Origin of the sequence: Escherichia sp. E2562, assembly GCF_005781075.1 — a bacterium.
Taxonomy (GTDB): Bacteria; Pseudomonadota; Gammaproteobacteria; order Enterobacterales; family Enterobacteriaceae; genus Escherichia.
In genome coordinates this window covers 211069-234271 of the sequence record NZ_VATM01000008.1, presented here as the reverse complement: position 1 = coordinate 234271, position 23203 = coordinate 211069, and the positions used below count along the sequence as shown (strand labels likewise).

The 23203-nt window shown below is 50.8% G+C and carries 22 protein-coding genes, 1 tRNA gene and 1 pseudogene; 16 read left to right on the top strand and 8 right to left on the bottom strand.

The genetic code is table 11. From position 1 onward, the window contains the following. Positions 1–405: 405 nt before the first annotated feature. From nrfB to FEK43_RS14125, 4 genes are all read left to right on the top strand, one after another. A complete protein-coding gene (gene nrfB / locus FEK43_RS14140) occupies positions 406–2643 on the top strand; it encodes a cyclic di-3',5'-guanylate-activated glycosyltransferase NrfB (RefSeq protein WP_135406171.1) in 2238 nt (745 codons plus the stop codon). After that, positions 2630–5602: a bacteriophage adsorption protein NfrA gene (gene nfrA, locus FEK43_RS14135; RefSeq protein ID WP_135406170.1), complete on the top strand. Its 2973-nt coding sequence runs from the start codon at positions 2630–2632 to the stop codon at positions 5600–5602. The genes nrfB and nfrA overlap by 14 nt, the downstream gene beginning before the upstream one ends. After that, positions 5603–6493, top strand: a complete 891-nt coding sequence (locus FEK43_RS14130) for a DUF4434 family protein (RefSeq protein ID WP_130260267.1) — start codon at positions 5603–5605, stop codon at positions 6491–6493. A gap of 228 nt (positions 6494–6721) precedes the next feature. Beyond that, positions 6722–7399: a hypothetical protein gene (locus FEK43_RS14125; RefSeq protein ID WP_138158599.1), complete on the top strand. Its 678-nt coding sequence runs from the start codon at positions 6722–6724 to the stop codon at positions 7397–7399. A 102-nt stretch (positions 7400–7501) separates the two neighbouring features. Here FEK43_RS14125 and emrE read toward each other — a convergent pair whose 3' ends face one another. Continuing rightward, complete coding sequence (gene emrE, locus FEK43_RS14120; protein WP_001070440.1) at positions 7502–7834, bottom strand: multidrug efflux SMR transporter EmrE; 333 nt, start codon at positions 7832–7834, stop codon at positions 7502–7504. A 93-nt stretch (positions 7835–7927) separates the two neighbouring features. Between emrE and FEK43_RS14115 the strand changes: the two are divergent. Beyond that, positions 7928–8071 (top strand): annotated as a pseudogene (locus tag FEK43_RS14115) (integrase); the annotation flags it as partial. 42 nt (positions 8072–8113) lie between these two features. Here FEK43_RS14115 and FEK43_RS14110 read toward each other — a convergent pair. After that, a tRNA-Arg gene (locus FEK43_RS14110) sits at positions 8114–8190 on the bottom strand. Between the two features lie 57 nt (positions 8191–8247). On the opposite strand from FEK43_RS14110, the gene FEK43_RS14105 reads away from it, so the two are divergent. The 4 genes from FEK43_RS14105 (at position 8248) to FEK43_RS14090 (ending at position 10271) form a co-directional block, all read left to right on the top strand. Beyond that, positions 8248–8490, top strand: coding sequence for a hypothetical protein (locus tag FEK43_RS14105; RefSeq protein ID WP_130206377.1), 243 nt, complete (start codon positions 8248–8250; stop codon positions 8488–8490). Positions 8491–8561: 71 nt separating this feature from the next. Next, a complete protein-coding gene (gene folD, locus FEK43_RS14100) occupies positions 8562–9428 on the top strand; it encodes a bifunctional methylenetetrahydrofolate dehydrogenase/methenyltetrahydrofolate cyclohydrolase FolD (RefSeq protein WP_130206375.1) in 867 nt (288 codons plus the stop codon). Position 9429: 1 nt separating this feature from the next. After that, entirely contained in the window at positions 9430–9642 is a 213-nt protein-coding gene (gene ybcJ / locus FEK43_RS14095; protein WP_130206373.1) for a ribosome-associated protein YbcJ, read from the top strand. Between the two features lie 107 nt (positions 9643–9749). Further along, positions 9750–10271: a metal-dependent hydrolase gene (locus FEK43_RS14090; protein ID WP_112036600.1), complete on the top strand. Its 522-nt coding sequence runs from the start codon at positions 9750–9752 to the stop codon at positions 10269–10271. 35 nt (positions 10272–10306) lie between these two features. On the opposite strand, the gene cysS is transcribed toward FEK43_RS14090, so the two are convergent. Continuing rightward, positions 10307–11692, bottom strand: coding sequence for a cysteine--tRNA ligase (cysS, locus tag FEK43_RS14085; protein ID WP_000912345.1), 1386 nt, complete (start codon positions 11690–11692; stop codon positions 10307–10309). A 173-nt stretch (positions 11693–11865) separates the two neighbouring features. On the opposite strand from cysS, the gene ppiB reads away from it, so the two are divergent. The 5 genes from ppiB (at position 11866) to purK (ending at position 15195) form a co-directional block, all read left to right on the top strand. Continuing rightward, positions 11866–12360 carry a peptidylprolyl isomerase B gene (gene ppiB, locus FEK43_RS14080; RefSeq protein WP_000256002.1) on the top strand — a complete coding sequence of 165 codons (495 nt, stop codon included), beginning with the start codon at positions 11866–11868 and terminating at the stop codon, positions 12358–12360. A 2-nt stretch (positions 12361–12362) separates the two neighbouring features. Next, positions 12363–13085 (top strand): UDP-2,3-diacylglucosamine diphosphatase, encoded by a 723-nt coding sequence (gene lpxH, locus FEK43_RS14075; protein WP_131161006.1) that lies wholly within the window; start codon positions 12363–12365, stop codon positions 13083–13085. Between the two features lie 111 nt (positions 13086–13196). After that, a complete protein-coding gene (locus tag FEK43_RS14070) occupies positions 13197–13526 on the top strand; it encodes a hypothetical protein (protein ID WP_130260270.1) in 330 nt (109 codons plus the stop codon). Positions 13527–13621: 95 nt separating this feature from the next. Continuing rightward, complete coding sequence (gene purE / locus FEK43_RS14065) at positions 13622–14131, top strand: 5-(carboxyamino)imidazole ribonucleotide mutase (protein ID WP_001295318.1); 510 nt, start codon at positions 13622–13624, stop codon at positions 14129–14131. Further along, positions 14128–15195, top strand: a complete 1068-nt coding sequence (purK, locus tag FEK43_RS14060) for a 5-(carboxyamino)imidazole ribonucleotide synthase (protein WP_135406168.1) — start codon at positions 14128–14130, stop codon at positions 15193–15195. Before purE ends, purK begins: the two co-directional genes overlap by 4 nt. 36 nt (positions 15196–15231) lie before the next feature. Here purK and FEK43_RS14055 read toward each other — a convergent pair whose 3' ends face one another. The 5 genes from FEK43_RS14055 to allA all read right to left on the bottom strand — a co-directional run bounded on the left by FEK43_RS14055 (position 15232) and on the right by allA (position 20675). Next, entirely contained in the window at positions 15232–16533 is a 1302-nt protein-coding gene (locus FEK43_RS14055) for a uracil/xanthine transporter (RefSeq protein ID WP_130206365.1), read from the bottom strand. Between the two features lie 106 nt (positions 16534–16639). After that, complete coding sequence (gene hyi / locus FEK43_RS14050; RefSeq protein ID WP_130206363.1) at positions 16640–17416, bottom strand: hydroxypyruvate isomerase; 777 nt, start codon at positions 17414–17416, stop codon at positions 16640–16642. 12 nt (positions 17417–17428) lie between these two features. Further along, positions 17429–19210: a glyoxylate carboligase gene (gene gcl, locus FEK43_RS14045; protein ID WP_135406167.1), complete on the bottom strand. Its 1782-nt coding sequence runs from the start codon at positions 19208–19210 to the stop codon at positions 17429–17431. An 89-nt stretch (positions 19211–19299) separates the two neighbouring features. Beyond that, a complete protein-coding gene (gene allR, locus FEK43_RS14040) occupies positions 19300–20115 on the bottom strand; it encodes an HTH-type transcriptional repressor AllR (protein WP_000141275.1) in 816 nt (271 codons plus the stop codon). Positions 20116–20192: 77 nt separating this feature from the next. Beyond that, on the bottom strand, positions 20193–20675 hold the full coding sequence (allA, locus tag FEK43_RS14035; protein WP_130206359.1) for an ureidoglycolate lyase: 483 nt from the start codon (positions 20673–20675) through the stop codon (positions 20193–20195). A gap of 229 nt (positions 20676–20904) precedes the next feature. Here allA and allS point away from each other — a divergent pair, with 229 nt between their 5' ends. Both allS and mnmH read left to right on the top strand, forming a co-directional pair. After that, positions 20905–21831, top strand: a complete 927-nt coding sequence (gene allS, locus FEK43_RS14030; RefSeq protein WP_135406166.1) for an HTH-type transcriptional activator AllS — start codon at positions 20905–20907, stop codon at positions 21829–21831. 68 nt (positions 21832–21899) lie between these two features. After that, a complete protein-coding gene (mnmH, locus tag FEK43_RS14025) occupies positions 21900–22994 on the top strand; it encodes a tRNA 2-selenouridine(34) synthase MnmH (protein ID WP_135406165.1) in 1095 nt (364 codons plus the stop codon). Positions 22995–23203 lie beyond the last annotated feature (209 nt).

Here is a 23203-nt window from a genome sequence, read left to right as displayed (position 1 = left end):
CTTTGATTATTTTTTCCTTTGTTATTTTAACGTTCTTTATTTCCTGGTTGAATATTAAACTTTAATAGTCGAAAGAGAAATGAAGTTAGCCTTCCTGTACCCACAGCAACGCCGTCTTTTTGTTCAGCACGGGGAAAATTATCTCCCCTGTTCACCTCCTCCAGGCACTTCCACTACATGATGACCTGCTCGGTGCCACCGCTCCTCTTCACTATGACGTTAACCTCCCCTTCCTTGACACCACGCTTTTGTCTATATTCTACGCAAAAGGCAACTTTTATAACCAGTGTAAAAATAACGTGCCGCAATAATCCTACCTATTAATGATAAAAAGCTGTCACGATTCATAAAAAACCTTAATATACGCCACCCTAACCATAACCAGAGTGAATGTAAGGTTGTTGTGTGGACTGGCTTCTTGATGTCTTTGCTACCTGGCTATATGGCTTAAAAGTAATCGCGATAACGTTAGCGGTCATAATGTTCATCAGCGGGCTGGACGATTTTTTCATTGATGTCGTCTACTGGGTACGCCGCATTAAGCGCAGGTTGAGTATTTATCGCCGCTACCCGCGAATGAGTTACCGCGAACTGTATAAACCAGATGAAAAACCGTTAGCGATTATGGTTCCGGCGTGGAACGAGACGGGCGTCATCGGCAATATGGCCGAACTGGCGGCAACCACGCTCGACTACGAAAACTATCATATTTTTGTTGGCACTTACCCCAACGACCCTGATACCCAGCGTGATGTTGACGAAGTGTGCGCTCGTTTCCCGAATGTGCACAAGGTGGTCTGCGCGCGTCCTGGCCCCACCAGTAAAGCAGACTGTCTGAACAATGTGCTGGATGCCATTACCCAGTTTGAACGTAGTGCCAATTTCGCCTTTGCTGGTTTTATCCTGCATGATGCTGAAGACGTGATTTCGCCAATGGAATTGCGACTGTTCAATTATCTGGTTGAGCGTAAAGATCTGATTCAGATCCCGGTGTATCCGTTCGAACGCGAATGGACGCACTTCACCAGCATGACCTATATCGATGAGTTTTCAGAACTGCATGGCAAAGATGTTCCGGTGCGTGAAGCTCTCGCCGGACAAGTGCCTAGCGCAGGCGTCGGCACCTGCTTTAGCCGCCGCGCCGTGACCGCGCTATTGGCCGACGGTGACGGTATCGCTTTCGACGTGCAGAGTCTTACTGAAGATTACGATATTGGTTTCCGCCTGAAAGAAAAAGGAATGACGGAAATTTTTGTCCGTTTTCCAGTGGTCGACGAAGCCAAAGAACGCGAGCAGCGTAAATTTTTACAGCAGGCGCGGACGTCAAACGTGATCTGCGTGCGCGAATATTTCCCCGATACCTTTTCCACCGCAGTTCGGCAAAAGTCTCGCTGGATCATCGGCATTGTTTTCCAGGGCTTTAAAACCCACAAATGGACCTCCAGCCTGACGTTGAACTACTTTCTGTGGCGCGATCGCAAAGGGGCAATCAGTAACTTTGTCAGCTTCCTCGCGATGCTGGTGATGATCCAGCTTTTGCTGTTGCTGGCGTATGAAAGTTTGTGGCCTGATGCCTGGCATTTCCTTTCTATCTTCAGCGGCAGTGCATGGTTTATGACCCTGCTGTGGCTAAACTTTGGCTTGATGGTTAACCGCATTGTGCAGCGGGTGATTTTTGTCACCGGCTACTACGGTTTGACACAGGGCCTGCTTTCCATCCTGCGTCTGTTCTGGGGCAACCTGATTAACTTTATGGCTAACTGGCGCGCGCTGAAACAGGTTCTTCAGCACGGCGATCCGCGTCGCGTGGCGTGGGATAAAACGACGCACGATTTCCCCAGCGTGACTGGCGATACCCGTTCGTTGCGCCCATTAGGTCAAATTCTGCTGGAAAATCAGGTCATCACTGAAGAACAACTCGATACAGCACTGCGTAATCGCGTCGAAGGTTTACGTCTCGGTGGTTCGATGCTAATGCAAGGATTGATCAGCGCCGAACAACTGGCGCAAGCGCTGGCTGAACAAAACGGCGTGGCGTGGGAATCCATCGATGCCTGGCAGATCCCTTCTTCGCTGATTGCCGAAATGCCGGCCTCCGTGGCGCTACATTATGCGGTGCTGCCGCTGCGTCTGGAAAATGATGAGTTAATTGTCGGTAGTGAAGACGGTATTGACCCAGTTTCTCTGGCGGCGCTGGCGCGTAAGGTCGGACGGAAAGTACGTTACGTCATTGTTCTGCGTGGACAAATTGTCACTGGATTACGTCACTGGTATGCACGTCGGCGCGGCCACGATCCACGGGCAATGTTGTACAATGCGGTTCAGCATCAGTGGCTCACGGAACAGCAGGCCGGTGAAATCTGGCGGCAATATGTGCCGCATCAGTTCCTGTTCGCCGAAATACTGACCACGCTCGGTCATATTAATCGTTCAGCCATTAACGTGTTGTTATTGCGCCATGAACGCAGTTCTCTGCCGCTCGGCAAGTTTTTGGTCACCGAAGGCGTTATCAGCCAGGAAACGTTGGATCGCGTACTGTCAATTCAACGCGAATTACAAGTTTCGATGCAATCATTATTACTTAAAGCAGGTTTAAACACAGAACAGGTTGCGCAACTGGAGTCCGAAAATGAAGGAGAATAACCTTAATCGCGTCATCGGATGGTCTGGTTTACTGCTGACGTCTTTATTGAGTACCAGCGCACTCGCAGACAATATCGGCACCAGCGCAAAAGAGCTGGGGCTGAGCGACTATCGCCATTTTGTTATTTATCCCCGTCTCGATAAGGCGCTGAAGGCACAGAAAAATAACGACGAAGCAACCGCCATCCGCGAATTTGAATATATACACCAGCAGGTGCCGGATAATATTCCGTTGACGTTATATCTGGCGGAAGCTTATCGCCATTTTGGTCATGATGACCGCGCGCGATTATTGCTTGAGGATCAACTGAAACGTCACCCAGGGGATGCCCGGCTTGAGCGAAATCTGGCGGCAATTCCAGTGGAAGTGAAAAGCGTCACTACTGTTGAAGAGTTGCTCGCCCAGCAAAAAGCGTGCGATGCTGCACCGACCCTGCGTTGTCGCAGTGAAGTCGGGCAGAATGCGCTGCGGCTGGCGCAGTTGCCTGTCGCCAGAGCGCAACTGAACGATGCAACGTTTGCCGCATCGCCGGAAGGAAAAACGCTGCGAACCGATCTGCTGCAACGGGCAATCTACCTGAAACAATGGTCGCAGGCAGATACGCTATACAATGAAGCACGCCAGCAGAATACATTAAACGCGGCAGAACGCCGTCAGTGGTTTGACGTGCTTCTTGCCGGGCAGCTGGACGATCGGATCCTTGCTCTGCAATCAGTGGGGATCTTCACCGATCCACAGTCGTACATTACTTACGCGACCGCGCTGGCTTATCGTGGCGAAAAAACACGTCTCCAGCGTTATCTCGCTGAAAATACGCCGCTATTTACCACTGATGCTCAAGAGAAAAGCTGGCTCTATCTGTTATCGAAATACAGCGCCAATCCCGTGCAGGCATTGGCGAATCATCAGGTACAGTTTGCCGATAACCGCCAGTATGTTGTTGGCGCAACGCTACCGGTGCTGTTAAAAGAAGGTCAGTACGACGCGGCGCAAAGACTGCTCGCTACCCTCCCCGCCGATGAAATGCTTGAAGAGCGTTATACCATCAGCGTGGCGACCCATAATAAAGCAGAAGCGCTGCGTCTGGCACGATTGTTGTATCAGCGAGAACCGGCAAATCTTACGCGACTGGATCAACTCACCTGGCAACTGATGCAGGCCGGGCAGTCACGCGAAGCTGCCGATTTATTATTGCAACGCTATCCCTTCCAGGGCGATGCGCGTGTCAGCCAGACTTTAATGACACGGCTGGCTTCTCTGCTGGAAAGTCATCCTTACCTGGCGACGCCTGCAAAAGTGGCGATTTTATCGAAACCCTTGCCGCTGGCGGCGCAACGTCAGTGGCAAAGCCAGTTACCGGGTATTGCGGATAATTGCCCGGCAATCGTTCGTTTGCTTGGGGATATGTCACCTTCTTACGATGCTGCCGCCTGGAACCGCCTGGCGAAGTGTTATCGGGAAACACTCCCCGGCGTGGCGTTATATGCATGGCTTCAGGCGGAAAAAAGGCAGCCGAACGCCTGGCAACACCGCGCAGTGGCTTATCAGGCATACCAGGTGGAAGACTACAACACCGCCCTGGCAGCCTGGGAGAAAATCAGCCTTCACGAAATGAGCAATGAGGATCTGCTCGCCGCCGCCAATACCGCTCAGGCGGCGGGAAATGGCGCGGCTCGCGATCGCTGGCTTCAACAGGCAGAACAACGCGGGCTGGGAAACAATGCCCAATACTGGTGGCTGCATGCGCAACGTTATATCCCAGCTCAGCCAGAACTTGCACTGAACGACCTCACTCGCTCAATTAACATTGCGCCTTCTGCCAATGCTTACGTCGCGCGGGCAACGATTTATCGGCAACGTCATAATGTCTCAGCGGCAGTGAGCGATCTGCGCGCCGCGCTTGAACTGGAGCCCAATAACAGCAACACCCAGGCGGCGCTCGGCTACGCCCTGTGGGATAGTGGTGATATCGCGCAGTCGCGGGAGATGCTGGAACAGGCGCATAAAGGACTACCGGACGATCCGGCACTGATCCGACAACTGGCCTACGTGAATCAACGTCTGGATGATATGCCTGCGACGCAGCACTACGCACGGCAGGTGATTGATGACATTGATAATCAGGCGCTGATTACACCGCTAACGCCGGAACAAAATCAACAACGCTTTAATTTCCGTCGTTTACATGAGGATACCGGTCGCCGCTGGAGTTTTAATTTTGATTCCTCTATCGGGTTACGCTCAGGGGCAATAAGCTCGGCAAGCAATAATGTCGGCGGTTCGGCGCCAGGTAAAAGCTATCGCAGTTACGGGCAGCTGGAAGCTGAGTACCGCATCGGGCGCAATATGCTGCTGGAAGGCGACCTGCTCTCGGTTTATAGCCGCGTCTTTGCCGATACCGGAGAAAACGGAGTGATGATGCCGGTGAAAAATCCGATGTCAGGCACCGGATTGCGCTGGAAGCCGCTGCGCGATCAGATCTTTTTCCTCGCCGTTGAACAGCAGTTCCCACTAAACGGGCAAAATGGCGCCTCCGACACCATGCTGCGTGCCAGCGCCTCGTTCTTTAACGGCGGAAAATACAGCGATGAGTGGCACCCGAACGGTTCTGGCTGGTTTGCGCAAAACCTGTATCTCGATGCGGCGCAATATTTTCGTCAGGATATTCAGGCGTGGACGGCAGATTATCGAGTTAGCTGGCACCAGAAGGTAGCGAACGGGCAGACTATTGAACCTTACGCTCACGTACAAGGTAACGGCTATCGGGATAAAGGTACTCAGGGCGCGCAGGTGGGCGGCGTCGGCGTTCGCTGGAACATCTGGACCGGCGAGACGCACTACGACGCCTGGCCGCACAAAGTCAGTCTCGGCGTCGAATATCAACATACCTTTAAGGCGATTAATCAACGTACAGGGGAGCGCAACAACGCGTTTCTCACCATTGGAGTGCACTGGTAAATGCGTAAGTTAATTTTCGTATTGCTGACACTTTTGTTGGTCAGTCCTTTTTCCTTTGCGATGAAAGGTATTATCTGGCAGCCACAAAATCGCGATAGTCAGGTCACCGACGCCCAGTGGCGTGGACTGATGAGTCAGTTGCATTTGCAAGGATTCGACACCCTGATTCTGCAATGGACCCGTTACGGCGATGCGTTCACCCAGCCAGAACAGCGGGCATTATTGTTTAAGCGTGCCGCAGCTGCGCAACAAGCTGGCCTGAAGCTGATTGTTGGTTTGCATGCCGATCCGGAATTTTTTCTGCATCAGAAGCAGTCGTCCGCGGCGCTGGAGAGCTATCTTAACCGCTTGCTGGTCGCCGATCTCCAGCAGGCCAGATTATGGAGCGCCGCACCCGGCGTTACGCCGGATGGCTGGTATATCAGCGCAGAAATTGACGACCTGAACTGGCGCAGCGAAGCCGCTCGCCAGCCATTGCTGAAGTGGTTAAACAACTCACAACGGCTGATCAGTGATGTTTCGGCGAAACCGGTTTATATCAGTAGCTTTTTCGCCGGAAACATGTCGCCCGATGGCTATCGGCAACTGCTTGAACAAGTGAAATCTACTGGCATCCACGTCTGGGTTCAGGATGGTAGCGGCGTCGATAAACTTACTGCCGAACAGCGTGAGCGTTATCTGCAGGCCAGTGCCGATTGCCAAACTTTCTCCCCCGCCAGCGGCGTTGTTTATGAACTGTTTGTCGCCGGTAAAGGTAAAACCTTTGAAGCAAAACCAAAACCGGATGCAGAAATTGCTTCGCTGTTAGCGAAACGTTCCTCCTGCGGCAAAGACACGCTCTATTTCTCCCTGCGCTATTTGCCTGTCGCTCACGGCATTCTTGAGTATTAATGATTTAAGGGAGCAACTTTGCTTGCTCCTTTCCTTTTCACTTTCCTGGTCAGAATCCTGTAAATATTAATTGGACACAAATAATCGGTGTAGCCACTACTCAGAGGCATTATATAATCATATTCATGCCACCATATAATCTTTAAATAAGAACAATTACTCATCAGTTGCATTAGTATATTCCTTTACACGGAAATATACTTTTATTTAACAAACAAAGAGAGTTCAATGATGAGCAAAATTACAGGCGTGTTAGTTGATAGCCATATCTATGATATTAAAAATGATATGGAGAGTGGTTACTGTTTCCCTAACAGTTTGTTCCCAGGAGCAACCTTCAAGATGGTCATTGATAATGACCCTATTAATAATGACAAGGTAAAATGGACCTGTAGCACTAATGCAGACAATAATGTTCTGGCGGTTAGCCAGGATGGCACAGTAACTTTTCCGGGCGTAGATGAAAAGTGCGTTGGGAAGATTTTTGTCATTTTCGCCACTGATAAATCAACGAATAAATCTGCCGGCATCTATATTTTTATCGTGAAGCGTTTTTTCAAATACAGCATTGAAATTTATAACTCAGTTAAAAATATTTTACCGTGGATTGAAAACATGAACGGAGAATTTCCTGAAGCGCATGATATCGATAGTTACGATTATAATGATCATAATTCAGGACATATTATCAATCGAGAAGTTAACGCAGGGCTTTACCAGGAATGGGGCACGTTAACTAATAGTGGATGGGACACAAGTAGTGAGAATGATGGTATTTGTAGCATTTACGCTTTTAATAAAGAAAATAATACTTATTATTGGCTGAAAAATGATGGGGTCAGACAGGAATTGAGCGGGGGGTTCACTGCTCAGGCAGTTGCATCCTACGGTGAATCCATCGACTGATTGTGCTTTTTTCAACTATCATTTGCATTATTGCAGCGTAAAAAAGCAGCCCGTATAAACATACGGGCTGATGCATTTTATTAAACTCGAACGAAACTATTTTTAATGTGGTGCGCTTCGTGACAATAAGTTAATTACCAACACTCCGGCACAAATCAACATCATGCCTATAATGGCTGGCAGGTCCAGTCGTTGGCCAAAAAATCCCCAGGACAGTAAACTAATCAGGACGATACCGACTCCTGACCAGATAGCATAAGCAATCCCTGTAGGAATATAAGCCAGCGTCTGAGCTAATAACCAGAATGATGCACAGTAACAAATAATTGTACCAACAGAGGGCCATAACCGTGTAAACCCCTCTGAAAACTTCATTAAGGTTGTACCAATGACCTCTGCAAGTATTGCACCACCAAGATAAATATAAGGGTTCATAGCCTATTCTTTCCTGTTAATACCGAAGAGAATTGTACTACAGTTTGAACTTAACTCACTGGTTTCTGCTGGTGCATTCATTGACGTTCTTCATCAGTGCTTCAGGAAATGGGCGGATGGGAATCCATAGAAATGGTGCGTAGATATGCTCACCTTGCGCCTAATCATTTGACGGAGCACGCGAGGAAAACTGACGACATTTTTGGTGATGATGCCCCAAAGATGTTCCATTTCTGAAATTATGGGGAAATAAAGAAGGCGTAACTGATTGAATTGTAATGGCGCGCCCTGCAGGATTCGAACCTGCGGCCCACGACTTAGAAGGTCGTTGCTCTATCCAACTGAGCTAAGGGCGCATTACACCGCGAGATGCTGTAATCGCGTGAATTATACGGTCAACCCTTGCTGAGTCAATGGCTTTTGAACCGGTTGCTGAACAAGTGTACGGCGGTGTCTATTTATCTCACCATGAGAGCAAGGAAACACATATCCGCCCTCAGTCTGGGACAGGTAAACCTGTTTTCATTGATAAAGAGTACAATTTTCTTACGTTACGAAAAATTGTGCGTTTATATGAGCCGGGTAACTATCAAACCAGCAACTCTCTGTTGCCAAAAAAACAGCGGATTACAGATAGTCCAGAAAACGAAACCTGACAGCGCGCCCCGCTTCTGACAAAATAGGCGCATCCCCTTCGACCTACGTAACAGATGGAATCCTCTCTCTGATGGCAGCAAAGATTATAGATGGTAAAACGATTGCGCAGCAGGTGCGCTCTGAGGTTGCTCAAAAAGTTCAGGCGCGTATTGCAGCCGGACTGCGGGCGCCGGGACTGGCCGTTGTGCTGGTGGGTAGCAACCCTGCATCGCAAATTTATGTCGCAAGCAAACGCAAAGCTTGCGAAGAGGTGGGATTCATCTCCCGCTCATACGACCTTCCGGAAACCACCAGCGAAGCAGAGCTGCTGGAGCTTATCGATGTACTGAATGCCGACAACACCATCGATGGCATTCTGGTACAACTGCCATTACCGGCAGGTATTGATAACGTCAAAGTGCTGGAACGTATTCACCCGGACAAAGACGTGGACGGTTTCCATCCTTACAACGTCGGTCGTCTGTGCCAGCGCGCGCCGCGTCTACGTCCCTGCACTCCGCGCGGTATCGTCACGCTGCTTGAGCGTTACAACATTGATACTTTCGGCCTCAACGCCGTGGTGATTGGCGCATCGAATATCGTTGGTCGCCCGATGAGCATGGAACTGCTGCTGGCAGGTTGCACCACCACCGTGACTCACCGCTTCACTAAAAATCTGCGTCATCATGTAGAAAACGCCGATCTGTTGATCGTTGCCGTCGGTAAGCCGGGCTTTATTCCAGGTGACTGGATCAAAGAAGGCGCAATTGTGATTGATGTCGGCATCAACCGTCTGGAAAATGGCAAAGTTGTGGGCGACGTAGTGTTTGAAGACGCGGCTAAACGCGCCTCCTGGATTACGCCTGTCCCCGGCGGCGTTGGCCCGATGACGGTTGCCACGCTGATTGAAAACACGCTACAGGCGTGCGTTGAATATCATGATCCACAGGGTGAGTAACATGGCGACATTTTCTTTAGGTAAACATCCGCACGTTGAGCTGTGCGACTTGCTGAAACTGGAAGGCTGGAGCGAAAGCGGCGCGCAGGCGAAAATCGCGATTGCAGAAGGCCAGGTAAAAGTCGACGGCGAAGTTGAGACGCGTAAACGTTGCAAAATCGTCGCCGGTCAGACAGTGAGTTTTGCAGGTCACAGCGTACAGGTTGTTGCCTGATCCCTTTCCCGGCCTGTATCAACAGGCCGGTTCTCTTTTCAGACTTTTGCCCTCTACGCCCCGTTCATCCATGCTGATAGCATCGACATTTTGCCGAAGCGACCATCATGCCAACCGTTATTACGCACGCAGCCGTTCCCCTATGCATTGGTTTAGGGTTGGGTTCGAAAGTCATCCCGCCGCGTCTGTTATTTGCCGGAATCGTCCTGGCGATGCTGCCCGATGCCGATGTATTGTCGTTTAAATTTGGCGTTGCTTACGGCAATGTTTTTGGTCATCGCGGGTTTACCCATTCGCTGGTGTTTGCGTTTGTTGTCCCGCTGTTATGCGTACTGATTGGGCGTCGATGGTTCAGGGCTGGGCTGATTCGCTGCTGGCTGTTTTTAACCGTCTCATTGCTATCGCACAGCTTGCTGGATTCGGTAACAACTGGCGGCAAAGGCGTTGGCTGGCTGTGGCCGTGGTCAGATGAACGCTTTTTCGCTCCCTGGCAGGTGATTAAAGTCGCGCCGTTTGCGTTGTCTCGTTACACCACGCCGTACGGACATCAGGTGATAATTTCTGAATTGATGTGGGTGTGGTTGCCGGGGATGGTGCTGATGGGAATGTTGTGGTGGCGCAGGCGATAACCGGATGCGAGAACTCGCATCCGGCAATAGCGCAATTACTTACGACGCCAGGTGGTCCCTTGCGGGCCATCTTCCAGCACGATCCCCATCTCGTTAAGACGGTCACGCGCCGCATCTGCCGCCGCCCAGTCTTTCGCTTTACGGGCATCCAGACGCTGTTGAATTAACGCTTCAATCTCAGCCACTTCGCTGTCGTCTGCCTGCGCACCGCTTTGCAGGAACGCTTCCGGTTCTTGCTCCAGCAGGCCCAATACAGCGGAAAGTTTACGCAGGTGAGATGCCATTGCGTTCGCCGCTGCCATATCTTCTGCTTTCAGACGGTTCACTTCACGCGCCATATCAAACAGCACGGAATAGGCTTCCGGGGTGTTGAAATCATCGTCCATCGCTTCAATAAAGCGCGCTTCAAACGCTTCGCCACCAGCAGGAGCAACGGTTTTGTCTGTACCGCGCAGCGCAGTGTAGAGACGCTCCAGCGCCGCACGCGCCTGCTTCAGGTTCTCTTCGCTGTAATTCAGCTGGCTGCGATAGTGGCCCGACATCAGGAAGTAACGCACGGTTTCCGCGTCGTAGTATTTCAGCACATCGCGCACGGTAAAGAAGTTACCCAGCGATTTGGACATCTTCTCGCGGTCAACCATCACCATCCCGGAGTGCATCCAGTAATTCACATACTGACCATCATGGGCACAGGTGGACTGAGCGATTTCGTTCTCGTGGTGCGGGAACATCAGATCTGAACCGCCGCCGTGGATATCAAAGTGGTTACCCAGCTGCTTGCAGTTCATTGCCGAACATTCAATGTGCCAGCCAGGACGGCCCGCGCCCCACGGAGACGGCCAGCTCGGTTCGCCCTCTTTCGACATCTTCCACAGAACGAAGTCCATCGGGTTGCGTTTGTCGTCGACCACGTCAACGCGCGCGCCTGCCTGCAGCTGGTCGAGATCCTGACGTGACAGCACGCCATAAGTCGGATCGGTCGGGACGTCGAACATCACATCGCCGTTGTCAGCCACATAAGCGTGACCTTTGGCGATCAGTTGTTCAGTGAGTTCAATAATTTCTGCGATATGGTGCGTCGCGCGCGGCTCCATATCCGGGCGCAGAATGTTCAAAGCATCAAAATCTTTGTGCATTTCGGCGATCATGCGATCCACCAGCGCCACAAAGCTTTCGCCATTTTCATTGGCGCGCTTGATGATTTTGTCGTCGATATCGGTAATGTTACGCACATACTTCAACTTATAGCCGAGGAAACGCAGGTAACGCGCAACCACGTCAAAGGCAACAAAGGTACGCCCGTGACCGATATGACAGAGATCGTAAACGGTGATTCCACACACGTACATGCCGACTTCCCCGGCGTGAATAGGCTTAAATTCCTCTTTTTGGCGTGTCAGAGTATTGAAGATTTTTAGCATCGAAGATTCCGTTTAGACATGTGTGGGTAATTGAGTTGCGTATAATACCCATATTTCCCGCGCGAATCAGCATACATTGCGAGATGATCCGATCGTGCGGTTATGCTATAACACCACCCTATATATGACCCGAACCGGGTTGAAGCACCAATCAAACGGAACAGGATGCAAAAATGGTTACTTTCCACACCAATCACGGCGATATTGTCATCAAAACTTTTGACGATAAAGCACCTGAAACAGTTAAAAACTTCCTGGACTACTGCCGCGAAGGTTTTTACAACAACACCATTTTCCACCGTGTTATCAACGGTTTTATGATTCAGGGCGGCGGTTTTGAGCCGGGCATGAAACAAAAAGCCACCAAAGAGCCGATCAAAAACGAAGCCAACAACGGTCTGAAAAACACCCGTGGTACGCTGGCAATGGCCCGTACTCAGGCACCGCACTCTGCAACTGCCCAGTTCTTCATCAACGTGGTTGATAACGACTTCCTGAACTTCTCCGGCGAGAGCCTGCAAGGTTGGGGTTACTGCGTGTTTGCTGAAGTGGTTGAAGGCATGGACGTAGTCGACAAAATCAAAGGTGTCGCTACCGGTCGTAGCGGTATGCACCAGGACGTGCCAAAAGAAGACGTTATCATTGAAAGCGTGACCGTTAGCGAGTAATCGTGGCGACACTCTTTATTGCAGATCTTCATCTCTGCGTGGAAGAACCGGCGATCACCGCCGGTTTTCTGCGTTTTTTAGCGGGAGAAGCCCGCAAGGCCGACGCGCTGTATATTCTTGGCGATCTGTTTGAAGCCTGGATTGGCGACGACGATCCCAGCCCGTTTCATCGCCAGATGGCGGCTGCGATCAAAGCGGTATCCGATTCCGGCGTTCCCTGTTATTTCATTCATGGCAACCGTGATTTTCTGCTCGGCAAACGCTTTGCCCGTGAAAGCGACATGAGGTTATTGCCGGAAGAAAAGGTGCTCGAACTTTATGGTCGTCGGGTATTGATTATGCATGGTGACACGCTGTGCACTGACGATGTGGGTTATCAGGCTTTTCGCGCTAAAGTCCACAAACCCTGGTTGCAAACGCTATTCCTCGCCCTGCCGTTGTTTGTGCGCAAACGTATTGCCGCGCGAATGCGAGCAAACAGTAAAGAAGCCAACAGCAGTAAATCGCTGGCGATCATGGACGTTAACCAAAACGCGGTGGTCAGTGCTATGGAAAAACATCAGGTGCAATGGCTGATTCACGGGCATACCCATCGCCCGGCAGTGCATGAGCTCATCGCCAATGCGCAACCGGCTTTTCGCGTGGTACTCGGTGCCTGGCATACGAAAGGTTCAATGGTGAAAGTCACGGCAGATGACGTTGAATTAATTCATTTTCCCTTCTGAACACGAATGAATAGATTCTGAAAAAGCGCCGGACTAACGCAACCTGTATATCTTTTTCTGAGCCAGCAAGGTAATAAATCCCTGAGTGAAATAACAACAGGGAATATTATTATGCAACGCTGCAACGGATTTTTGATTTCTGGCATCGCCCTTACGGCAGGTGCACCTCTGTGTATTAGCTGGTTCGGTCTTGTCGGCTTCTATTTTGGCGCATTGTCACTGGTAGCTGCGGCGGTCATTTCGTGGATAGTCTATTTCTGGCTCATTTATTTAGTACTCACCCGCCCTCACAACCAACGCTTTGTAGAAAGATTTATATTGATTGTTGGTATTTGCTTTTTTCCGTGGAGCATTGTGCTGATATGGGCATTCTTTGCCAGTTCAGCCAGAGCGCATAATCAACACGCAGAGCAGACTAAAAACTCAACAACTGACGGTTAATTCCGCCTACGCAACCGTTTTCCTTGCTCTCTTTCCGTGCTATTCTCTGTGCCCTCTAAAGCCGAGAGTTGTGCACCACAGGAGTTTTAAGACGCATGTCTTCCCGCAATAATCCGGCGCGTGTCGCCATCGTGATGGGGTCCAAAAGCGACTGGGCTACCATGCAGTTCGCCGCCGAAATCTTCGAAATCCTGAATGTCCCGCACCACGTTGAAGTGGTTTCTGCTCACCGTACCCCCGATAAACTGTTCAGCTTCGCCGAAAGCGCCGAAGAGAACGGTTATCAGGTGATTATTGCGGGCGCAGGCGGCGCTGCACACCTGCCGGGCATGATTGCCGCCAAAACGCTGGTGCCAGTGCTGGGCGTGCCCGTACAGAGCGCCGCACTGAGCGGTGTCGATAGCCTCTACTCCATCGTACAAATGCCGCGCGGCATTCCGGTGGGTACACTGGCGATTGGTAAAGCGGGCGCGGCAAACGCGGCGTTACTGGCAGCACAAATTCTTGCGACTCATGATAAAGAACTGCACCAGCGTCTGAATGACTGGCGCAAAGCCCAGACTGACGAAGTGCTGGAAAACCCGGACCCTCGAGGTGCGGCATGAAACAGGTTTGCGTCCTCGGTAACGGGCAGTTAGGCCGTATGCTGCGCCAGGCTGGCGAACCGTTAGGCATTGCTGTCTGGCCGGTCGGGCTGGACGCTGAACCGGCGGCGGTGCCTTTTCAACAAAGCGTGATTACCGCTGAGATCGAACGCTGGCCGGAAACCGCATTAACCCGCGAGCTGGCGCGCCATCCGGCATTTGTAAACCGCGATGTGTTCCCGATTATTGCCGACCGTCTGACTCAGAAGCAGCTTTTCGATAAGCTCCACCTGCCGACCGCGCCGTGGCAGTTACTTGCCGATCGCAGCGAGTGGCCTGCGATGTTTGATCGTTTAGGCGAACTGGCGATTGTTAAGCGTCGCACTGGTGGCTATGACGGTCGCGGTCAATGGCGTTTACGCGCCGATGAAACCGAACAGTTACCAGCAGAGTGTTACGGCGAATGTATTGTCGAGCAGGGCATTAACTTCTCTGGTGAAGTGTCGCTGGTTGGCGCACGCGGCTTTGATGGCAGCACAGTGTTTTATCCGCTGACGCATAACCTGCATCAGGACGGTATTTTGCGCACCAGCGTCGCGTTCCCGCAGGCTAACGCGCAGCAGCAGGCGCAAGCTGAAGAGATGTTGTCGGCGATTATGCAGGAGCTGGGCTATGTGGGCGTGATGGCGATGGAGTGTTTTGTCACCCCGCAAGGTCTGTTGATCAACGAACTGGCACCGCGTGTGCATAACAGTGGTCACTGGACGCAAAACGGTGCCAGCATCAGCCAGTTTGAGCTGCATCTGCGGGCGATTACCGATCTGCCGTTACCGCAACCGGTAGTGAATAGTCCGTCGGTGATGATCAACCTGATTGGTAGCGATGTGAATTATGACTGGCTGAAACTGCCGCTGGTGCATCTGCACTGGTACGACAAAGAAGTCCGTCCGGGCCGTAAAGTGGGGCATCTGAATTTGACCGACAGCGACACATCGCGTCTGACCGCGACGCTGGAAGCGCTGATCCCATTACTGCCGCCGGAGTATGCCAGCGGCGTGATGTGGGCGCAGAGTAAGTTCAGTTGAGCCATATCGGGTGGCTAATTCTCGTCACCCGTCACCTCATTTCAGCCGATGCCACGGAATCAGATTATCCATTAACACCGCCAACAAAATACTAACCAGCAATCCGTTACTTAATAATGGGCGAAGCGTTAATGGCAGATCCTGTAAATAGACAGGCGGTAATCCCATTAAAAAGATCCCAACAAATAACGGTAGTGCGAGTCGATAAACATTACGCGCCGTAAAGTTAATTTGTTGGCTAAAAAGTAGCGCAGAAAAGAGTAATGGCAAATAAGACACTAACATTACCGCACTCGTTACCGGCAGCGGAATACTGCTGAATAAGCGCGTCAGTGGCGGAGTCATCGCTACCAACAAACAAATCGCACTACCGTAGAGAAATGAACGACGTGTCGCATCGCCAGTTTGCGTTAATAAACCAATAGACGAAACGAACGGCGAAAAGGGAATAATAGCCATCGGCACCGTCACCAGCGTCATCACCCCTGTGACCACGAAACTTCGACGATAACGTCTGTTTCCCGCCCCTTGTTGTGGGTAAAAAATATCAGTACCCCGGACTGCGCCATAAGTATTGCTGATATTAACCAGACCGGTAATTACCGCCGTCACAATAATCCCTGGGGATAACTTGCCTCCGCTCCCCAAGGGAAACCATTGCCAGTGCAGTTCAGAATGAATGATTGGCGATGAAGGAAAGCAGAAACGCCAAAGTAGCCAACCTAGTATTGTCCCCACCAATACCCCATAACGTGCCAAACGCTGGGGAAGAAAAATAATCATCGCCAGCACCAGACACATTACCGCTACCGACAGAGCAAACGCTGGAAACTGAATTTTAAAATTTGGGTCGGCAATACCAAACGGCAAACCTAACATTCCCTTAAAGAAGATAGTGGTAAGCTGCGCGCCCAGCATCAACATAAAAACGACCATCACGGTTGGGGTGAACAAGCGTGCCAGACGGTGACCTAACCCACTAATACCAATTAAAATAGTCAGTACGCCGGAAATCGCAATTCCTGCTACCAGACTATTGGCAATATCATTGAGCGGTGTACCTCGCGATGATTCACCCAACGTGATGGTGAGGATCGTTCCCCACCATAAACCTCCAGGCCCTTCCATAATAGCGCGGCGATGACCGAAAAATGCCTGAGCGATACAGGCTAATGCGGTTGCCAGAAATGCATATTGCGTCAGTGTCAGCAAACAGCTTTGCGGTAGCTGAAATGCCGAAAGCAACGTTGGCGGAACCACTACGGTGTTACAAAAAATGAAGAAAAACCACTGAAAACCAGACAACATATTTTCGCGGTTAAATGAAATATTAAACATAGGAACACCTGTTAAAATCGCGCCAACTGCTATCATTTATCGAATACAGATAACTTCATTCCCCACCAGCCAGGTATTAAAAACCTTGTCTGCAGCATATTTTAATTTAGCAGTAAGGGGTAATCCACGCTAATCCCTCTTCCGTAGTGGTCTTCGGTTTATATTCACATCCTACCCACCCATCGTAGTTTGATTGCGCAATTACCGTAAAGAGATATTCGTAATTAATTTCTCCGGTTCCCGGTTCGCCGCGATGCGGATTATCAGCAATTTGCAGGTGACCAATTTTATCGGCCCACTGAGTCATGGTATTGGTTAATTCACCTTCCATCCGCTGCATGTGATAAATGTCATACTGAATTTTCAAATTGCAGCAACCAACACCATCAATCAATTTCAGCGCCTGCCGAGTACCGGTGAGATGGAAACCAGGAATATCAAAATGGTTAATAGGTTCAATCAGTAATAAAATATCTTCTTTCATCAGCATATTCGCGGCATAACGCAGGTTTGCTACAAGCGTTGCGTGAATCTGTTCACTGCTAAAACCTGCCGGCGTTTTACCGACCAGACAGTTAATTTTTTTATTACCCAGCGCACGAGCATAACGAATCGCTGCTGCTACGCCATCCCGAAACTCTTCTTCACGGCCAGGAATACAGGCAATACCCCGCTCGCCCGCCGCCCAGTCACCTGCCGGTAAATTGTGCAGCGTATGTTCGAGTTTATTACTCGCCAGCACCTGTTTTAATTCTTCAATGTCGTAGTCATAAGGGAACATAAATTCAACGCCACGAAAACCACACTGTGCAGCTTTCTCAAAACGGGCGAGAAAATCATATTCACCAAATAACATCGATAAATTAGCAGAGAAACGTAACATTATTTATCTCCCTTATTCATAGTGCATGAAGCAGGTTTCAGTCGGTGCATCCGCTGCGTTATCGGCGATATCTTCAAATTCCATGACGTTATCCAGTTCACTGCCCATCGAAATATTGGTTACACGTTCCAGCATAATTTCCACCACCACCGGGACACGGTACTGCGCCATTAAGGCTTTCGCCTGTTCAAAGGCAGGAGCAATATCTTCCGGTTTGAAAACGCGAATCGCTTTACAACCTAAACCTTCCGCTACTTTCACGTGGTCAACGCCATAACCGTTCACATCACTGGAGTTAATATTTTCGAACGCGAGCTGTACGCAGTAATCCATATCAAATGCGCGTTGTGACTGACGAATCAGGCCGAGATAGGCGTTATTCACCAGCACATGGATGTACGGAATGTTGAACTGTGCGCCAACGGCTAATTCTTCAATCAGGAACTGGAAGTCGAAGTCACCGGAAATCGCCACCACATTACGTTCTGGATCAGCAGCACACACGCCCAGCGCCGCAGGAATGGTCCAGCCCAGCGGGCCTGCCTGACCACAGTTGATCCAGTGACGGTCTTTAAAGACATGCAGCATTTGCGCCGCAGCGATTTGTGACAGGCCGATGGTGGTGACATAGCAAACATCACGTCCAAAGGCTTTGTTCATCTCTTCATACACGCGCTGCGGTTTCACCGGCACGTTGTCGAAATGGGTTTTGCGCAGCAAAGTACGTTTGCGCTGCTGGCACTCAGCAACCCACTCTTTACGACACGGCAGACGACCCGCTTTTTGCATCTCCTGCGCCACTTCAACCAGCAGCGTCAGCGCCGCTTTGGCGTCGGAGACAATGCCGAGATCCGGACACAGCACGCGGCCAATTTGCGTCGGTTCAATATCGATATGAACGATTTTGCGCCCTTCGGTGTATTTCTCTACCGAACCGGTATGACGGTTAGCAAAACGGTTACCGATACCAAACACCATGTCCGACGCCAGCAGCGTTGCGTTACCGTAGCGATGCGCGGTTTGCAGACCCACCATCCCGGCCATCAGTTCGTGATCGTCCGGGATACAGCCCCAGCCCATCAGCGTTGGGATAACCGGAACGCTGGTCAGTTCGGCAAACTGTTGTAACAGCGCCGCGGCATCGGCGTTGATCACCCCGCCCCCGGCAACAATCACCGGACGTTCGGCCTGAATTAACATTTCTACCGCTTTTTCGATCTGCATACGGCTGGCTGCAGGTTTGTAGACCGGCAGCGGCTCGTACATGTCAGGATCAAACTCGATTTCCGCAACCTGTACGTCGAACGGTAAATCCACCAGTACCGGCCCCGGACGACCAGAACGCATCAGGTGAAATGCCTGTTGCAGCACACGAGGCACCAGCGCCGCTTCACGTACTGTAACCGCCATTTTACTGACCGGCTTGGCGATAGATTCGATATCTACGGCCTGAAAATCTTCTTTATGCAGACGGGCTCTCGGTGCCTGGCCGGTAATGCACAGAATAGGAATTGAATCAGCAGAAGCAGAATAGAGCGCGGTGATCATGTCAGTACCCGCCGGGCCTGAAGTCCCCAGACAAACGCCGATATTCCCAGCCGTTGCGCGGGTATAGCCTTCCGCCATGTGCGAAGCACCTTCCACGTGACGCGCCAGAATGTGACGAATACCGCCGTGCTTACGCATCGCTGAATAGAAAGGATTGATTGCTGCTCCCGGAACGCCGAAGGCGGTGGTGATACCTTCTTTCTCCAGCACATACATTGCCGCGTCAACGGCTCTCATTTTTGCCATTTTATTCCTACCTCTATTAATTGGAAAAATTTTCCAACTTTCAAATTTTGTCAAAAAAACCCGCTCCGCAGAGCGGGATGCGACAGACACTATGGATGTGCTTTCAGTCCCAACGCCGTGCTGATATCGCGGGCGGTGTCTCTGACCAGCTCACCCTGACTGACAAAACGATCTTCTGTCAGTCTTGATGAAGGCCCGGAGATGGAGATAGCGGCAACAACACTACCTACATCATCGTAAATTGCTGAAGCTATGCAATTCAGGCCTACAACATGCTCTTCTTTATCTACGGTATAGCCCAGTTCACGCGCTTGTTCCAGGTCCTTCAGCAAGGTAGGCATATCCACAAGCGTAGTTGGCGTAAACTGCTGCAAACCAGTTTGCAGGATGATGCTCATCAACTCCTCTTCCGCCAGCGGATAAAGCAGCGCCTTGCCCGCACCGGAAGCATGCAGCGGCAGACGACTGCCCAGCGGCGCACACATCCTGACCATCGATTTACACTCTAACTGACCAATTAATACCGCTTCATTGCCGTTACGAATCGCGACATTGACCGTCTCGCCGGAAAGCAGCATCAGGCGGCGCATAAACGGCCCGGCAACGGAGAGGACATCACGGTTATGGATGTACGCCGCGCCGACGTTAAAGACACCTAATCCTATATGCCACCAGCCTAACTGACTGTCCTGATAGACAAAATCCGCTGCCTGTAAAACCTTTAACAGGCGAAAGGTCGTCGAGAGCGGCAAATCCAGATTGAGAGAAATATCGCTAACCGACGAACTTCCTCCACTTTTTTCCAGATATTGCAGAATCGCAATTCCCCGCTCTAACGCCTGTGCGCCCTTCTGTGCCACAGGCTCCGCCTGTCCTGGCCTGCCGCGCCGTCTAACTTCCGTCATACCTACGTTAACTCCGACCTACAAGTGAGCATAAACAATGAACAATTAGTTTATCTTATGCAAGTCGGTTGCAGGCGTCACGCAAAACAGAGTTCCTGTTCAGGAATACTTTCAACATCACAGTTGTCACTGCCGCCGCGATCGATGGTCAGAAAATCGGTGACGCGCTGCCAGGCGAAAAGCGGGTGATGCCAGACGTTACGATGATAATTCACCCCCTGCTCACCGTTGGTGATAAACGCCCGCAGCGTTGACAGGTCTGGTTTATCGTCACCTGACGCCACGACCACTACAAACACTTCACCTTTCATCGGGATAAATGCCTGAGTACCCAGCGGGTGACGTTCGAGTTCGTGGATGGTCAGCGGCAGATTCGCCGGTTGCGCGCGGTTAATGCTGATAAGCGTACGGTCTTGCTCAAGAATCTCAACCAGCGCCAAATCGTGATAGCGCTCCACCAGGCCATTGTTAATATGGAAAAAATCCCGTTGCTGCGTTTCGATAACGTCGCCATAAGCACAGAAGGCTTCCTGACTTAACGGTAATACCTGAAGTTTCATCTTTTTGTCCTTGTAACATAATTCCGTTCAACCACCGCCGACCGGTCAGCCAGGTTTCAATAACAGGCAATCTAAAACCTTAAGAGAACAACATCAATACAAAAGTTGGAATATTTTTCCAAAACTAGATTTAGCCCACAAATCACGCAGGGTTATCATGTGAAAATACAAGTAAATCAAAGGACAGGAAAATCACGCAACTTGCGGATTTAAAAGGGGATACCTGAAGATGTTCGATCCAGAAACCTTGCGGACTTTCATTGCTGTTGCCGAAACAGGAAGTTTTTCAAAAGCGGCAGAACGATTATGTAAAACGACGGCGACCATCAGTTATCGCATTAAGCTTCTGGAAGAGAATACCGGAGTAGCGCTGTTTTTCCGCACGACTCGCAGCGTGACGTTGACAGCGGCTGGCGAACATCTGCTTTGTCAGGCCAGAGACTGGCTGAGTTGGCTGGAAAGCATGCCGAGCGAGCTACAACAGGTGAATGATGGCGTGGAACGCCAGGTGAATATCGTCATCAACAACCTGCTCTATAATTCCGAGGCCGTCGCCCAGTTGCTGGCGTGGTTGAATGAACGTTACCCCTTTACCCAGTTTCACATCTCCCGACAAATCTATATGGGCGTCTGGGACTCGCTATTGTACGAAGGTTTTTCACTGGCTATCGGCGTCACGGGAACAGAAGCACTGGCAAATACTTTTAGCCTTGATCCCTTAGGTTCGGTGCAATGGCGCTTTGTCATGGCGGCAGATCATCCACTGGCAAAGGTTGAAGAGCCGCTAACAGAAGCGCAATTGCGGCGCTTTCCGGCGGTCAATATTGAAGACAGCGCCCGCACCTTAACCAAACGCGTCGCCTGGCGTTTGCCGGGACAAAAAGAGATTATTGTTCCTGATATGGAAACGAAAATCGCCGCCCATCTGGCGGGCGTTGGCATTGGTTTTTTGCCAAAATCACTTTGCCAGTTGATGATTGATAATCAACAACTGGTCAGCCGGGTCATCCCGACGATGCGCCCGCCTTCGCCATTGAGTCTGGCATGGCGTAAATTTGGCAGCGGCAAAGCGGTGGGAGATATTGTGGCCTTATTTACCCAGCGCAGGCCGGAAATCAGTGGATTTTTAGAAATTTTCGGCAACTCACACAGTTAAAAATCAAGTTTCCTTGCGCGTTGGCGCGTAAAATAGCGCGCAAGCTGATTTGAGGTTCACTTTTTACTATGCAAGAGAGACACACGGAACAGGACTATCGTGCCCTGCTGATTGCTGATACGCCCATTATTGATGTTCGCGCCCCCATCGAGTTTGAGCAAGGCGCAATGCCCGCCGCTATCAATCTGCCGTTAATGAATAATGATGAACGCGCCGCCGTTGGCACCTGCTATAAACAGCAAGGGTCTGACGCGGCGCTGGCGCTGGGGCATAAACTGGTGGCGGGTGAAATTCGTCAGCAGCGCATGGATGCCTGGCAGGCAGCGTGTCTGCAAAATCCGCAAGGTATTCTCTGCTGCGCCCGTGGCGGTCAACGTTCACATATTGTGCAACGCTGGCTGCATGAAGCGGGGATTGATTATCCGCTGGTGGAAGGCGGTTATAAGGTACTGCGCCAGACTGCGATTCAGGCGACCATTGAACTGGCACAAAAACCGATAGTGCTGATTGGCGGTTGTACTGGCAGCGGTAAAACGCTGTTAGTGCAACAACAGCCGAACGGTGTTGATCTGGAAGGGCTGGCGCGCCATCGCGGTTCTGCTTTTGGTCGCACATTGCAGCCGCAACTTAGCCAGGCGAGTTTTGAAAACCTGCTGGCTGCCGAAATGCTAAAAACCGACGCCCGTCAGGAGCTGCGCCTGTGGGTGCTGGAAGATGAAAGCCGGATGATCGGTTCGAATCACCTGCCGGAATGCCTGCGCGAACGAATGACTCAGGCGACGATTGCGGTGGTAGAAGATCCGTTTGAGATCCGTCTTGAGCGCCTGAACGAAGAGTATTTCTTGCGTATGCATCATGATTTTACCCATGCGTACGGCGACGAACAGGGCTGGCAGGAGTATTGCGAATACCTGCATCATGGGCTTTCAGCGATTAAGCGTCGGCTGGGGCTACAGCGCTATAACGAACTGGCTGCAAGGCTGGATGCAGCGCTGACAACGCAACTCTCAACCGGCACAACCGACGGTCATCTGGCCTGGCTGGTGCCGCTGCTTGAAGAGTATTACGACCCGATGTATCGCTATCAGCTTGAGAAAAAAGCGGAAAAAGTTGTCTTTCGCGGTGAGTGGGCGGAAGTGGCTGAATGGGTTAAGACACGGTAATGGGCGGTATTCTGAAACGGCGATTGTCGTGAGAACAGAATGGTTGCACCAGAATACAGAAATAAAAAAACCGACATGACAGTCGGTTTTTTTATTTTTTCCGCCCAAGACTTGGTGGTTCCGGGCAGAAATGAAACAGTCCTCATCTAGCAAGTGAATTATAAGTCAGGATGCCTACATATTCAAACAGCTATGTTGGCGATACAATC